Source organism: Streptomyces sp. NPDC096013 (genome assembly GCF_044763565.1).
Taxonomy (GTDB): Bacteria; Actinomycetota; Actinomycetes; order Streptomycetales; family Streptomycetaceae; genus Streptomyces.
In genome coordinates this window covers 43928-58470 of sequence record NZ_JBIWGK010000023.1, presented here as the reverse complement: position 1 = coordinate 58470, position 14543 = coordinate 43928, and the positions used below count along the sequence as shown (strand labels likewise).

12 protein-coding genes are annotated in these 14543 nt (G+C 71.1%); 4 read left to right on the top strand and 8 right to left on the bottom strand.

From position 1 onward, the window contains the following. Window positions 1-7: 7 nt before the first annotated feature. From ACIRB1_RS42855 to ACIRB1_RS42830, 6 genes are read right to left on the bottom strand one after another with little or no spacing between them, the layout of a single operon-like run. Window positions 8-2785, bottom strand: a complete 2778-nt coding sequence (locus tag ACIRB1_RS42855) for a hypothetical protein (RefSeq protein WP_403469403.1) — start codon at window positions 2783-2785, stop codon at window positions 8-10. A gap of 1 nt (window position 2786) precedes the next feature. After that, window positions 2787-3140, bottom strand: a complete 354-nt coding sequence (locus tag ACIRB1_RS42850; protein ID WP_403469402.1) for a hypothetical protein — start codon at window positions 3138-3140, stop codon at window positions 2787-2789. Next, complete coding sequence (locus tag ACIRB1_RS42845; protein WP_403469401.1) at window positions 3137-5836, bottom strand: ATP-binding protein; 2700 nt, start codon at window positions 5834-5836, stop codon at window positions 3137-3139. Before ACIRB1_RS42845 ends, ACIRB1_RS42850 begins: the two co-directional genes overlap by 4 nt. After that, on the bottom strand, window positions 5833-6408 hold the full coding sequence (locus ACIRB1_RS42840; RefSeq protein WP_403469400.1) for a hypothetical protein: 576 nt from the start codon (window positions 6406-6408) through the stop codon (window positions 5833-5835). The genes ACIRB1_RS42845 and ACIRB1_RS42840 overlap by 4 nt, the downstream gene beginning before the upstream one ends. After that, complete coding sequence (locus tag ACIRB1_RS42835; RefSeq protein WP_403469399.1) at window positions 6405-6746, bottom strand: hypothetical protein; 342 nt, start codon at window positions 6744-6746, stop codon at window positions 6405-6407. The genes ACIRB1_RS42840 and ACIRB1_RS42835 overlap by 4 nt, the downstream gene beginning before the upstream one ends. Beyond that, window positions 6743-7672 carry a conjugal transfer protein gene (locus tag ACIRB1_RS42830; RefSeq protein WP_403469398.1) on the bottom strand — a complete coding sequence of 310 codons (930 nt, stop codon included), beginning with the start codon at window positions 7670-7672 and terminating at the stop codon, window positions 6743-6745. Before ACIRB1_RS42830 ends, ACIRB1_RS42835 begins: the two co-directional genes overlap by 4 nt. 702 nt (window positions 7673-8374) lie before the next feature. Here ACIRB1_RS42830 and ACIRB1_RS42825 point away from each other — a divergent pair. Then, window positions 8375-9784 (top strand): hypothetical protein, encoded by a 1410-nt coding sequence (locus ACIRB1_RS42825; RefSeq protein ID WP_403469465.1) that lies wholly within the window; start codon window positions 8375-8377, stop codon window positions 9782-9784. After that, complete coding sequence (locus ACIRB1_RS42820; protein WP_403469397.1) at window positions 9781-11247, top strand: hypothetical protein; 1467 nt, start codon at window positions 9781-9783, stop codon at window positions 11245-11247. The genes ACIRB1_RS42825 and ACIRB1_RS42820 overlap by 4 nt, the downstream gene beginning before the upstream one ends. 197 nt (window positions 11248-11444) lie before the next feature. Here ACIRB1_RS42820 and ACIRB1_RS42815 read toward each other — a convergent pair whose 3' ends face one another. After that, a complete protein-coding gene (locus ACIRB1_RS42815) occupies window positions 11445-12566 on the bottom strand; it encodes an NADAR domain-containing protein (protein WP_403469396.1) in 1122 nt (373 codons plus the stop codon). A 363-nt stretch (window positions 12567-12929) separates the two neighbouring features. Between ACIRB1_RS42815 and ACIRB1_RS42810 the strand changes: the two genes are divergently transcribed. After that, complete coding sequence (locus ACIRB1_RS42810) at window positions 12930-13112, top strand: hypothetical protein (protein ID WP_403469395.1); 183 nt, start codon at window positions 12930-12932, stop codon at window positions 13110-13112. An 85-nt stretch (window positions 13113-13197) separates the two neighbouring features. Here the strand turns inward: ACIRB1_RS42810 and ACIRB1_RS42805 are convergent, their stop codons facing one another. Then, the gene (locus ACIRB1_RS42805; RefSeq protein ID WP_403469394.1) at window positions 13198-13593 is read right to left on the bottom strand and encodes a nuclear transport factor 2 family protein; all 396 of its coding nucleotides are present in this window, start codon (window positions 13591-13593) and stop codon (window positions 13198-13200) included. 90 nt (window positions 13594-13683) lie between these two features. Here ACIRB1_RS42805 and ACIRB1_RS42800 point away from each other — a divergent pair, with 90 nt between their 5' ends. After that, window positions 13684-14526 carry a MerR family transcriptional regulator gene (locus tag ACIRB1_RS42800; protein WP_403469393.1) on the top strand — a complete coding sequence of 281 codons (843 nt, stop codon included), beginning with the start codon at window positions 13684-13686 and terminating at the stop codon, window positions 14524-14526. Window positions 14527-14543 lie beyond the last annotated feature (17 nt).

The window sequence follows — 14543 nt, the reverse complement described above, 5'->3', positions numbered from 1 at the left end:
CGTTGGCTCACTCATCCTCACCGTCTTCGATCTGCCAGCGTTCCCGCATGGCGCGCAGTGCTTCGGCCTGCCGCATCCGCTCCCGAAGTTGGTCCTGGGCGCCGGTGCCTGCGCTGCTGCCCGCGTTGTTGCCTTCGGTCGGAGCCGGCCCGGTCCCGCCTGACGGGCGGGCTGTGGGCCCGGGGGCGAGGCGGGCTGTCCGTGAAGGCGCCGGAGCAGGCGTCGGCGGGGTGGGACCGCCGCCTGCATGGGGTGGCGTCGGTCCGGTCGCGCCTGGGCCGGGCCGTGGCGGACGGGCGGGCGCCACGGTCGGCCGTGGTGGTGCTGTCGGCCGGGGTGGTGTTGCCGGCCGTGCCAGCCCGCCCGTTGTTGGCGTTGCCGGAGTCGTTGGCGTGTTCGGACGACGGCTCAAGAGCCGACCGGTCTGGCCGCTGACCCGGGCCGCGGCGCGGCCTGCGTCGCCCCAGGCCCGGGCGTCCTCGCGCGTGGTGTTGCCCCACACACGTAGCTGCTGCAGCGCGTCCTGCGTGTAGCGCGAACCGCCCGCCCGGGCGCGGCGTACGTTGGCCGGCAGCCCGACCGTCCCTCCGTACGCGGCCTTGCCGCCCCGGTTGAGGATGCGGTAGCCGCGGAAGCGGACCAGCTGGTTGTGGGCGCGCGTGGACAGCAGAGTTCGGTCTGTGTTCTGGTCGTGCAGCACCTGCCCGGTATTGCGGTTGATGACTTGGCCCTGGTCGTTGCGGTACCGGTCGGGTGGCCCCCCTGGTCTGCGGGGACCCCCGCCTGAACCGCCTGAACCGGCTGGTCCGCTGCCCCACGTCCCGCCCCCGGGGTCGCCGTCGGCGGTGGGCTTGCGCCACTTGGCCAACTGCTCGTAGTCCGGCCGCTTGCCGATCAGCAGCCAGTGGGAGCCCTTCAGCCCAAGCCGCGCGCCCAGACCGCCGACGGCTGCCGCGGCGGTGAGCGGGGCAAGTCCGCGTCCGGCTTCGGCGGTGGCGTCGGCAAGGATTCCGCCGGTGTCCATCGGCATGCCGGCACTGTCGATAAGGGAGGTGAGCGCGCTCAGCAGCCGGTAGCGGGTGCCCAGCAGCCGAAACCGGCCGCCCCCGCCGCCGGCGAACATGCGCAGCCCGCCGCCGTAACCGCCCATCGCAGCAGGGGAGTTCATAGCGAGGGCCGCACCGAGCTCGGAGGTGTCGCCGGGCAGATGCGTGCCGCCGACCTTGGCGTACCGCATCCGCATCGCCGTGCGCCGGCCGAAGGAGGTGATGCCGGCCAGCATGCGGCGGTGCCCGGCCGTGCCGGCGATCGCGAGGACGTCGATGAGCAGGATCCGCTCGACCATGAGGTCGGGGCCGTTGGTGATGGTGGCGTCGACGGCGATGCCGAAGGCCGGGATGAACGCGCAGACCGCGACGAGCGCGAAGACCGCGATCCCCCACAGCGACATCCATTTCCACACGCTCTGGCGCGGTGGCCCGGGCAGCATGCCCGCGATGAAGGTGACGCCGCCGGCGGCCGCCGCTGCGGCGCAGATGCCCTGGGTGGCGAGCAGGACGATGGCGCAGGACAGCAGCATGCCGCAGATGAACAGGGCGGCGACCAGCAGCAGTCCGGCGCCGCCGACCCGCCACCAGGTGGGCTTGTGGGCGTAGGCGGCGCACGCCTTGCCGACCGGGCCCGCCTTTTTCATGTCGTCCAGGAACAGGGAGAAGGAACGGTCCTCGTCCGTGAGGAGCGCGGGGGAGGAGGTGTCCAGGAGTTCGCTGCCGGAGGTGAGCGGCGGGAGGTTCGAGTCGCCGTCCGAACCGGTCCATGCCTTGTCGTGATCCTTCTCGCAGATGCTCTTCGCATCGCCGATGAGGAGCCTGCAGGCGTGCTTCGCCTCGTTGGAGGGGGTCCAGTCCGGGTTCGGCAGGTATCCGCCGCTGACCCACTTCAGGTGGACGGCGTACGCCTTGCGGTCGGCGGCCTTGCCCGGGTCGAGGATGCGCCCGTACTCCAGCAGCATGTACGGCTTGACGATCAGCGCGTTGGTGATCGAGTCCTGCAGGGGGCGCGCCACCTCCGCCGCGGAAACCGGCGCCCCGTCCTCCCGTTGCAGGCAACGGAGTTCGGCGTTGCCGGCCAGTCCCGCGCACGGGCCGGTGGAGGCGATCTTCCCGCCCCAGTCGTAGGAGTTGACACTCTGCTGGGCGACCTCGGCGCCCACCTGCTGCGCCTGCCCGAGCGGGCCGTCCTGGCCAAGGAGATAGTCCGGGCGCACGAACGTCGAGGCGGCCAACGCCGCAATCAGCAGCGTCAGGAAGATCTCGCCCAGCCCGCGGCCTACCCGCCCGCGCACGATCATGAAACCGGCGAAGACGAACGCCCAGGCCAGCAGCAGTCCTTTCAGCCCGAGCGTGTCGACGACGACGTTGTCGTAGGCGTCGGCGACCTTCTGCGCCGGGTGGATCAGGAGCTTCAGCAGCGGGAACCGGAAGGCGACCTCGATCGCCCACCCGGCCAAACCGACCAGCAGTCGGATCACGGTGAACAGGCCCGACAACGCGAACGCGAGAGCCTGGCCCTTGAAGTCAAGAAGGGAGCCGCCCTCGGCATTCAGGTCGTAGCCGTTGATCGGCACCCCCTCGGAGGAGCGGATGTTCAGCGGCGCGAGGAGATCTCCCGTCTCGCCGCTGCTGCTCGCCGCGTACACGACCTGGGTGTTGACCATCACGAACACGCCGGTGAGGAGCAGGACGAACCCGGCCGAGCGCAGTGTGCCGCGGTCTGGACGCCGCATGTCAGCGCCGCCTCTGCCGGCCGGCGCGACGCCACCACACGGCGAGTGCGGTCAGGCCCGCGCCGGCCGGCAGCAGTCGCCATGCTGCCGAAGCCTCGCTGCGGTGCTCGGCCGAAGCGGTGGCTGTGGTGCCGCGCTCGCAGTACGCCTTGGCCCGTCCCACGATCGAGCTGCACCGGTCATCGTGCGCCGGCGGTGAACTGGCTGCGAAGGCCTGTCCGGTGTGCGGCCACCATCCACCCGGTACGCCGGCCCTGAGAGCCAAGACGAGCACGCCCGTGATCACCGCAATGACGGTGAGGACGGCCGCAGCCGCACGGATGCGCCGGGAGCGGTCCCAGGAGGAAGAGATCATTGAACGGCCTCCTTCGGGCGGGCGACGGCCTCACCGGCGGGCGGTCTGTCCGCCGAACTCGCGTGGTGGGTGGCGGTGTCGGGGCGGTGTCCCGGTGTGGTGGTGATGGACGACTCGATGCGCGTGATGCGGGGGATGACGGCTTTCACCCGGCCGGTGTTCTGCCGCGGGCAGGCCAGCAGGAACTCGCCCTCCCGGCCCTTGCGGCCGACGGGGGACAGGCCGGTGGTCACCAGCCGCAGCAGTTCCGGGTCGTTCGCGTCGAGGCCGACGAACTCCAGTCCGCGGCGGGCGCGTTCACGGTCGGCGGTGCGGGCGAGTGCCCGGTAGGCCATCAGGCCGCGGTCGGGACCGAGTTCCTCGGCGTCGTGGGATGCGCCGAGCAGGCCGGCGCCGTGTTTGCGGCCGTCGTGGAGGATCTCGTGGACCAGGGCGGTGCCCTCGGCTGAGGAGGTGAGCCAGTACAGCTCGTCCAGGACCACGGCGGTGAACCGCTGGGGGTCTTCGAAGGCGGTCTGGCGGGCGATCGCGGCGATCAGGTAGAGCACCGCACGTCCGATCAGGGCCTCCAGGGGCTGCTGGAGGAGCACTTCCGGCTTGTCGAACGCCGCCTTCGGCGGCAGCTTCAGCCCTGCGGTGGTGATCACGATCATGTCGGAGGTTGTGGAGGCGTCCAGCTGCACTGGCGGCAGCGCCGGATTGAAGACCATCGCCGCGAGGGAGTGGGTGGCCACGACCCGCAGGAGACCGGCGAGGGTGGCGGCCGCGTCCTGCCGCTTGCCCACCTCGCTCGTGGCCATCTCGTCGAGGACCTGAAGGACGCGGTGCATGGACGGCTGGCCGCCGGCGGCGGCCTGCTCGACGGCGTGGTGCAGCACCTCCCCGTTGGTGCTCATCGGGCCGATGCCGAGCTGCAGCGTGAGGTAGGACAGTGCGTAGTGGCGGCCCTCGGGGCCGGAGAACATCCGCAGCGGGTCTATGGAGACCTCGGCGCGGGCGGCATCCACGATCTGGACGCGCCCCTTCGCGGCGCTGCGTGCGAACGTGGCCCACTCCCGCACCGGGGTGCGGTCGATGCAGATCGCGCAGCCGCCGCGCGCCCACACTGCCTCCGCGATCAGCTTCTGCAGGACGCTTTTGCCCGCGCCGAGGTCGCCGACGATGCCCATCGACGCGGACGCGTCCTGCTTCGGCGCATCCGCCACGTTGATCATGACGGGGCGGGTGGTGCCCGAGTCGAGGTCGATGCCGAGGAACATGCCGACCGGGTCACCGACCTCAAAAGCGGTGAAGGCGCCGCCCAGCGCCCAGTCCTCAGAGATCTGGTGCTGGGTGAACTCCCGCAGCACGCCCGGCCGTACGGTGCCGGGCAGGCCCAGGGCGAACAGGGCCTCCTGGAGGCCGGCGGGGCGTACGGCCCGGTAGTCGGCTCCTGCGAGCAGCGCGGCCAGGGCCCGGGCGCGGGCGTCACAGACGGCGGCGGTCGGCCCCCACACCGTCAGTACTGTCACCGACTGCACCTCGACCTCCACGCTGGTGCGGGAGAGGCGGGCATCCAGCTCGCCCAGATCGCGGGCGGCCTCGCTCAGGGAGGCGGGCATACCGGTGGGGCGGGCATCGTACTGGTCGGCCTGGTCGACGAGTTCGCTCTTCTTGCGCCGCACCTGCTGCCGGGCCTTCTCCGCAGGCACCAGGGTGAGGTCGATGGTGTAGTCGACGGGGAAATCCAGAGTTTCCAGCTGGGCGAAAAGATCGGCGGCGTCCTGCGCGACGGCGGGCGGGCACTCGGCCAGTGCCAACTGCGCCTGGTAGCCGGTGCCGGCGTCCGTCTCAACCTGCAGCCAGCGCCGCCGCAGCGGGGACCCCATATTCAGCCGCCACCAGGCCTTCCTGCCCAACCGCGTGACCTGTCCGATGCTCTCGAGGTCGTCGACGTGGTCGAGTTCGGGATCGACACCGCCTTCCTGGAGGCGGACCTGACCGAGGTCGGCATAACTGGGGGAGTGCAGCACGCCCCCGCGGATCTGCCCGCCGTACAGGCCGCTGGTCTCGGCTTCGGCCAGCAGCGGCTCCGTCAGACCGCGGTGCAGGGCGTGCTGCACCATCCACACGACCTCCGCCGGACGGGCGGGGCGGAAAGCGACGCCGCCGGCGAGCGCGGCCTCCACCCGGGAGGCCTGCTCGCGATACGCGGTCACCTCACGCCGTGCCACGGGCGCGGCCCGCATGCCCAGCGCGGGGGCCACTTCCGCCCACATGGCGCCGAGCGACGCCGACACCTGCCCGCCGACGCCTTCGGTCTGCAGCGGGACCGCCAGCCACAGGGTTCGGCGGTGCATCTCCTGACCGTCCAGCAGATCCAGCGTGGCTTCGACGTTCTCCACCCACGGATGCGTGCCGTCGACGGGCATGGTCTCGGCCGGCTCGATGCCCTCGATCATGCGCAGGGCGATCTCTCCTGGATCGACCTGCGCGCACAGGCCGATCAGCCGGGGCGCACCCGACAGGGAGCGGACGAGGTGGGTGATTTTGGCGAGCTGCTCGTCGCGGACCGCGGCGGGCACGTAGGTGCCCTGGACGGTCCCCTCGCTGCGGCCGCGGGCGTCCGGGCCGGGGTGGAGCCGGTAGAGCGCCCACACGCTCCCGTGCGTCGACCACAAGAGGTGTCCGGCGATGTGACGGATCGGCACCCTCATCGCACAGTGCCGTTCTGCGCGGCCAGGGAGAGCAACTGCTGTACGCCCGACACCGGTCGGACCGGCGCCGACGGGGCCGCCGGTGTAGGCCGGCGCGGAGTCGGGCGCGGCGTGGCCGGGCTGCGACGAGGTGTCGGGTCGGCAGAGGGCTGGGCTACACGCCGAGGCGTCTGAGCCCTGGCGGGTGCAGGCGCGTCTTCGATGGTGAACCCGCCGGACAGCGGATGAGGAGTACGGTCGCGGGCGGCCCGCCCACCGATCCGTCCCCCGCGCGGCTGCCAGGCGAGCATGAGCCAGCCCAACGCGGCCTGCACCGGCGCACGGCCCCCGACCTTCGGCCGGCGCACCGCCCACACGGTCAGCAGCCAGGCCGCGATCGGGACCGGCCCCATCCACGACCACCACGCAATGGTCTTGACGAGAAGGAAGCCGCCGAGGACGGCGACCCCGATCTGTGCGGGCGTGTACGGGCCGAGGGGGATGCGCCAGTCGGCGACCTTGCCCAGCACCCAGGGGTGACGGCGGGCGGAGGTGTAGAAGCGTCCCACCCGCGCGGGAGCGGCCGCGCTCACAGCCAGCCCCCGGCGCCGATCGAGTGGTCCCGGCCGGCCGGGAGATCGGACTGGACGACCCCGGGGACGGCGGGTGCGCCCTTGGCCGGGTGCTTCACCTCGTCCTCGAACATGTGCGCCAGGTCGTTGCGGGAGTTGTAGAGACCCAGCGCGATCACCATCAGCAGCAGGGCACCGATCCCCGCCTTCAATGAGAACTTTTGGATCATGATGACGAGCACGAGCACGACCAGGCCGGCCTGAAGCCCGTTGGTCGCCCAGGTCTTGAACATGTTGATCCAGCTGTTGCCGAGGTCGTTGAGCTCCCCGGCGAGCATCAGGCTGTGCACTGCGTTCACCGCGCAACCCCGTCCAGTACGGTTCCGGACTCCAGCGCGGCGACTTCCCACCGGCCCGAACGGGCCCTGAGCGTCAGCTCGTACGCCAGCGGCCACCGCCCGCCCGCGTCCTGGGCATCCACCTGCGCGAGGACGTGAACGTTCGTGCCGTCGCCCGGCACCTTCTCGGCCGCCGCCTGTTCGACCGCGGACACCTGCTGCACTGCGGCCGCCGTGTACGGGGCGGGGGAGACGGCCGCCAGGTTGACGCCGGGCGCGAGGTAGCGGTCGACCTCCCCGGCGCCGGTCAGGTACGCGGCGAAGAACTCGTCGACCGCGGACGTCAGATCGCCGCCGGAGACGCTCACCCGGTACGGCGACGCCGGCACTGCGGCCCGGCCCGGGCCGGCCACCGCGCCGGGGGCACCGGTCACCGTGAACGTGCCGTCCGTGCTGTCGGACACCAGCGGGATGGTGTAGTAGCGCAACCGTCCGTCGGCGTACTGCGCAGCCACCGTCACCGACCACGCATCGTCGTCGTGCTGCGCACTGCGCACCGCGACGACGGAGTCCAGCTTCGCCTGCGCACCGGAGACCGGGTCGGGCAGATCGACGTCCGGCGCGAGCGACTGCGCAAGACGGGCCTGCGCACTGGTTGCGTCGTCGGCGCGGCTGCGCAGCCACGCGCCGACGAACAGCTGCGCAGCGCCGCTCGGATCGGCGGCGGCTGGCGTGGTGCGCACGGCGGTGGGTGTGGTCGCGGTGGCGGCCTCGACGGTGGCCGGGCTGGAGGTGATGGCCAGGCCCAGGGCGATGGGGCCGGCTGCGATCGCGGCCCAGGCTGCCAGGCGTGAGAAGCGCACGCGGCGCCGCATCGCCTCGAGCCGGGCGCCGGCGGCCATCGCTGCGGCGGCCTCGCCCTCTGAGGCCTGCTTGCCAGGAGACATGGTCAAACTCCCAGGTCAGAACGTGTACTTGCGTGTACTTGCTGACCTTGAGAAAACCCGCCTGCCCCGACCCGACCACCGACCACGAAGGCCTGACCACGGTCACGATGGAGACACGAAGCCCATGGTCGGGGTCATGGTCGGCCCGACCACAGGCCCGACCACGCGATGCCCAGGAAGGGGCATCGCATCCGCCCACGATTCCCGGCTGGAGCTGGTCACCCAGGGGCCCCGTAGGCAACGGACCCGCACGCCCATGTGCAGATGGATGTCATCCGGATCTTGTGAGACGCCTGCGCAGTGCGCGACCCGTCCCTGCGCGGCAGAAGATCAGGAGCTCTCGCGCCGGTTGCGCAGCCGCCCCGCACACGGCGACTGCGCACGAGCTCCGGCTGATTGCGCAGCTTGGCCGCGCACCGCACGTCCGGGGCTGCGCAGTGGGATGCGCAACGCTGCGTGCCGGTGGTGAAGCCGGCGTGGTCGGCCCGACCATGGGCCCGACCACGGCAGTTGAGGGGCTGTGTTGCCGGATCGTGACCGGTGGTCGGGGTTCATGGCCGCCGCTCTGGTCGGGGCCGGCGGATGAGCTGACGGCATGGAACACATGCACGTGCCCAGGTCCGGGCCCACCGGCCACCTCACCCTGGTGGGCCCGGATGCGCTGCCGTGGCCGTCGCACGCGGCCTGCGCCGGGGTGGCGTGGTGAGCCGTTTCGGGGCGGGGATCCGCCGCGGGGCGATGGCGGCCGATCAGTTCACCCAGATCGCCAACGGCCTGTTCCGCGACGCCCGCCTGTCGTACAAGGCGAAGGGCGCCTTTGGGTACGTCAGCACGCACCGGGACGGCTGGCAGGTGACGATCGCCGACCTGATCCGCCTGGGCCCCGACGGCCGGGAGGCGGTACGCGCCGCCCTGGGCGAACTGGAGAGGCACGGCTACCTGCTCCGAGAACGACTGCGCCGCCCGGACGGCACCCTCGGCGAGATCGTCTACTGCATCACCGACCGCCCCGCCACCCCCGACACCGCGCTGTTCGAGGCCGACGCAGCGAGCACGCTCCCCAGCACCGAACATGGCAGTACCTCTCCAGCGGGGATCCGCCGCGGGGTGATGGCGGGTGACCAGTTCACCCAGATCGCCAACACGCTGTTCCGCGACACCCAGTTGTCCTTCAAGGCCAAGGGCCTGTTCGGACTGCTCTCCACCCACCGGGACGGCTGGCGGATGACCGTCGCCGACCTCGCCCGCCGCGGCCGCGACGGCGAGGCAGCCGTGAAGAGCGGACTGAAGGAACTGGAACGGCAGGGCTTTCTCATACGGGAACGCGAGCGGGAGAGCGACGGAACGCTCGGCGCGGCCGCGTACTTCATCACCGATCTCCCGAGCCAGCAAAACCCGAGGTCGCAACCAGAGTCGGGTTTCCCACCAGTGGATAACCCTACGTTGGCTGACCGGCCCACTAAGAACACCATCAGTAAGAAGACCAACAACCAGGACACCAGCCCCCTCCGTCCGTGCAACCACGCCGCCGCCGCGGCGTGCGGACGGACCGGCATGCCGAAGGCGCCCGCGGCACCGGCGCCGCCGCCTCCGGCAGACGACATGCATCCCGGGATCCGTCTGCTGCTGGAGATCGGAGCTCACCATCCCGAACTGCTGCTGACCGGGAAGGCGCTGACCGATCAGGGCCGCGTGGCGACCGTGATGATGGACATCGGCTGGAGCCGCGAGCAACTGCGCCACGTCATCACCGGCCGGCCCCTGCCGAACCCGGTGCGCACCTCCGTCGGCGCGATCATCGCCGCACGGCTCCGCGCCGCCCAGGCCTACCCGCCGCCCACCACCGCGGACCACGACACCGGAGGGTCGTCGACGGCATCCGCCGCCCGCGCCGTGCCCGAGGCCCTGACATACCGCGCCCTCGTCGAATGCGCCGGCTGCGGCGTACCCGCAACAGCTCCCGGCGAGGACCTCTGCCCGGCCTGCCTCGGCTGGCCGCCCTGCCGCACCTGCCCGGGTCCCACCCCACGGCGCGCCCACCCCGACGGCGACGGCCGATGCACCACGTGCGCCTCCGCCGTAACCAACCGACTGGAAGGAAACACCTCATGACGGACCCGCTGCGCACACCGCCCCCAGCACGCCTGCGGCCCTTCGCCGACAACCCGGGCCGCTGGGACGCGGAACGGTCCTGCGCCCTGCAGGAAGCACGGATCGCGGACGGCACCGGATCCTCCCGCGCGGCCGAGGAGCCCTACCTGGTGCACGAGCGCACCGGCTGGGGCTGGCTGGCCTGGACGGTTCCCGCCGACGGCAGCACGCCCGAACAGCCCCACCAGATCGGTGTCCTCCCGCCCTCCGCGACATGGGCGGACCGACTGGCGGCCCGCTGGCTCACGCGGCGCCCGGCCGGCCGCATGGCCCTGCACGCCACCAGTCGAGGGTCGCTGCGCTACTCCGCGGTCGTGGTCGCCGTCACCGGATGCCTTGCCGCCGTCGACGCGATCGCCCGCGGAGTACCCCTCGGCATCGCCGCGCCGGTAGCGCTGCTGGCGGCCCCGCTGCTCGCCGACCATCTGCCCGACCGGATCGACATGCGCGCCCGACGGCGTGTCCGGATCGTCCAAGGCACGGCTGCCACCGGGTATGTGCAGCGCCTTGCCGTCCTGCAGACCGGTCTCCTCCAGGCCGCCTCCGGCAGCGACCGCATCGAGGTGCGCCGCTCGGCCGAGGTCGGCCAGCAACTGCTGTGGGACGCCGCCGGCCTGCTCCAGAACCAGGACACCCGCACGGCCTCCGCCGACCTCATCGCCCGCGAGCAACTGATGCTCCAACTCGCCCACCAGGTCGCCCGGATCCTCACGCCCACCCCAGGCAACAACATCCCGGGCGGGAACCAAGCAACCGCCCCCGTGCCGGTCGCGGCCCCATACGCGCCCGGCGTCCGGACGACGGCCCGTCCGCTACCTCGTCACGCACCGCCCTCACCGCCGCAGAAGGGCCCCTCCCTCATGCCTCAACCCGATCCCCGCCACCCCGTCCGCACCGTCTACCTGTTGTTCGCGCACGAGCCCTACTACCCGGCCCCCGCCCGGGAGATCAACACCACTGTGGTGTCGGCCGCCTCCCTGCTGCACCCCCGCGTACCGCAGCCCGACGGCGCCCGCATCCACGCCCTCCTCACCCAGGTCCGTCAGCCGGGCGAGATTGTGCCGCTGTCCACGCTCACCCACGAACTGGACGGCGGCGCACGCTGGAAGGAGGTCGGAGACTGGGAGGCCGTCACCGAGAGCCTTCTGCACCTCGTGCGTGACCGGCACTGCGACGCCCTCAGCCTGGGCCTGCCGGAACTCTCCCGTGCACTGCTGTGCGCCGGCCCGCACACCGAGGTCCGAGCAGCCGTTGGCCCGGTGTACGGGCCCACCGACCGGGCCGAGGTCCTCGCCCAGGTCGGCCGACAACTGGCCTGGGCGGAAGCCGGATCCCCCCTGTGGCCCGGCGACAACCTGCTGCCCCCGGTCAACTGCGCGGATGTCCTACGAGGCGCGGGTGAGGTTCCGTCCGCTGCTGACTGAGCTCTGACGGAATCCGACCCACCAGCCTGCAGACCAGGCAACTGGTCGCGGCCACCGGTCCCACGCCGTCGCAGATCGCCTGCGGAGTACGTCACCTTCCCCGACAGACTCGGAACTACGACGAACACCGCTTGAACGCCTGAGCCAAGCGGCGATGCCCGGGAAGAGAGACCGCTTTGGTCGCATACCCGGCGGCCTCACACCCCGAGAATCCCTGCTCGTTGTGCTTGCAGTTCGGAGCGGACGAGTTCGAGGATGCGTCCGGACCAGTTGCGGCCTCGGCCGGCGTTGTCGCCCCAGAAGGTCGAGTTCATGTCGTCGTAGATCACGGTGGCGTCGTCCGTCGCCAACAGGGTCTCGGCCAGTTCGGGGTGCTGGTGGTACTTGGCGTTCAGCAGGCGGGTCAAGACAGCGGTTCGCGCATGTTCCCATCCCTCGCGGCGAGGTGTCTTGGTCGCGAGCGTGCGTGCTGTGGCGGCGGTCTCTGCTGTCGCGATCGCGAGCCGGGTCTGCGGATCTGTGACCGACAGGGCCCAGTAGGCGTGGGCGACGGAGGGGTAGTTGGATCCATCGACCGTGATCGGCGCGGGATAGTCGTGTCGCAGGCCGAGCATGCCGGGATCGTCGACCGGCCGTGTAGGGAACGAGTGGTAGAGCTGGACGGCGGGGGTGTGCGATGTCACCGGTCCCTCCGCGGGGACGCGGGTGGCTATCTCGGCCGTCCGGCGGGCCCGCTCCTCGAAGTACACGAGGGCGTTGTCGTAGTCCTTCTGTGTGACCGTTCCGTCGAAGGGCAGGTAGGTCTGGGCGCCGGGCCCTGCTACCAGGACCCGTAGTGGCTGGTCTTTGCGGTCCATGTCGCCCAGCGCGTAGCGGCGCTGTGATTTCGGGATGTTCAGGAATGCGGTGCGGGCCGCGGCCCGGTTCTCTTCGGTCCGGTCGGCGAGGAAGATGTCGACGGCGGCCAGACAGCGGCCGGTTAAGTCGGGTCGCCCGTTCAGCTGGTCGATGGTGTCGCTGACCTCAGCGACCAGCAGCTCGGGCGTGAGCCAGCTCTTCGGTTCGCCGAACTTCCACTCCGCCAGCTCGTGGGCGGAGGCCTCGCTGCCTTCCGGGAAACTGGTCGCCACCCAGCCGGTGCGCAGCTTCTCCTCGAACTCCACGACGGTGACCAGGCCCCAGCAGTCGATGAGCCCGTCGGCGTAGATGAAGAGGTCGGTGAGGAAATAGTGCCCGCCGTTGCGGATGAAGACGTGCCGCCAGGTGCCGGGTATACGGACGCCGTCCGCCGTGCGATAGGTGATCCGGTTGCTGATCATCCTGGGATTGTGCCGCAGGGTCCGCTGGTCAGCGCTTTCCCGAGCGGCTCACGCCGAAGTAGCGGGGAATCCGTAGCGATGGCCGGTTCCGCGTAGCCGTGCACCCACGGCGGCTTCTACCGCCACTTCTCCTCCAAGGAGGAGCTGGCCGCGACGGCCTGCACGCACGCCTTCGCGGAGCAGGTCCAAGGGCTGCACGAGTTCGCCCGCACCGCCGAGGATCCTGAGCAAGCGTTCACCGACTTCTATCTGTCCGACCCGCACCGCTCCGACGTCGCCAACGGCTGCCCGCTGGCTTCCCTCAGCGGCGACATCGCCCGCACCGACGCCGACAGCCAGGCCCGTGCATCATTCATTGCCGGTGTGCGCGCCTTCGCGGATGGCGTCGCGGCGCTCGACGACGACGGGACACCGGACCATCGGGCACGTTCGCTTGCCCGGCTGTCGATGCTCATGGGCGCGCTCGCACTGTCGCGAGCCACTGAGGGTGACCCGATCAGCGACGAGTTCATCGCTGCCGTCCGCTCCGCCCTCGCGGACCAGTAGCCGCTACCGGGCCGGCGACACCACAGTCCCGCGTCGTGCACCTGAACGATTCGAGCCTGCCCGCTCCCGCGTCCGCAGCCGTCCTTCAGTAGTCGGCCGGCCGGGTGAAGACGATCACCAGGCTGACGATCTTCTCATCCCGGACGCTGGCATAGCTGGTGAGGATGAGTTCGGCGGGGAGGTCCGTCTTGTCGAACGTCCCGTCGTAGGCGCCGCGGACAATGAAGTCCCCATGGTGCTCGAGGACCTCCCGGACATCGATCTGCACGTGGTCGCCGACCATCTCCTTGGCAATCCAGCGCCGCACGGCGGCAGTGCCGACGAACTCCCGGCGGGCGTCGTTGACGTAGCCGTCATCGGCGAAGCACGCCGCGGCGGCGTCGAGGTCGCCGGCGTTGATGGCGTGCAGGTAGTCGGCGAATACGCCGCTGAGCTCGGTGGGTTTCATGGTGATGCGCTCCTGGGTGACGGTCCGATTCATCGTCCCCAGCGTCGTAGTTGCCCTGAGGGCAGACTCAACCGCCGAGCAGCGCGTGACCTTGCCACGGTAGGAAGGTTCACACTGGGTGTCATGGACACCAGCGCTGACAGCAGCACGTTCGCGATCGGGCAGTTCGCGCGGGCGACGCACATCAGCGCCAAGATGCTGCGCCATTACCACCAGATCGGGTTGCTCGAGCCGGCCGCGGTCGATCCGTTCACCGGCTACCGTCGCTACACCCCGGAACAGATCCCGGTCGCCCAGGTCATCCGGCGCTTCCGTGATCTCGACATGCCGCTGGACCGCATCCGGGCGGTGCTGGCAGCGCCCGACCCGCAGGCCCGCAACAGCCTGATCGCCGCTCACCTGGCCGAGCTGCAGCGGGAGCTGACGCACACCCAGCTGGCTGTTTCGTCGCTGCGCAATCTGCTCGAACCGGCGCCGCCGGTCACGATCGGGCAGCGGACGGTGGAGGCAACGCCAGCGGCCGCGATCTCGGCGGTGATCGAACGGGCTGACGCGCAGGCCTGGCACCGGGGCGCCCTCGGCGAGCTCTACGCCACCCTTGACGCCCAGGGCCTGACGCCGACCGGACCGGCCGGGGGCATCTTCGCCGACGAGTTGTTCGCCGAGGAATACGGCCGGGCCACCGTGTTCGTCCCCTGCCGGGGCGCGCTCCGGCCGGTGGGCCGGATCGACACGTCAACGGTGCCCGCGGTCGAGCTGGCCACGATCACCCACGCCGGAACACACCAGGGCATCGACCGGGCCTACGGCGAGCTGGCCGCCTACGTGGCCCAGCACGCGCTGGCGGTCGACGGCCCGATCCGGGAGTACTACCTGATCGGCCGCCATGAGGCGGCCGACGAGAGCCAGTGGCGCACCGAGATCGGCTGGCCCATCTTCCACACGGGAGCGGTCAGCGGTGGCTGACCCGAACGAGTCCGTCA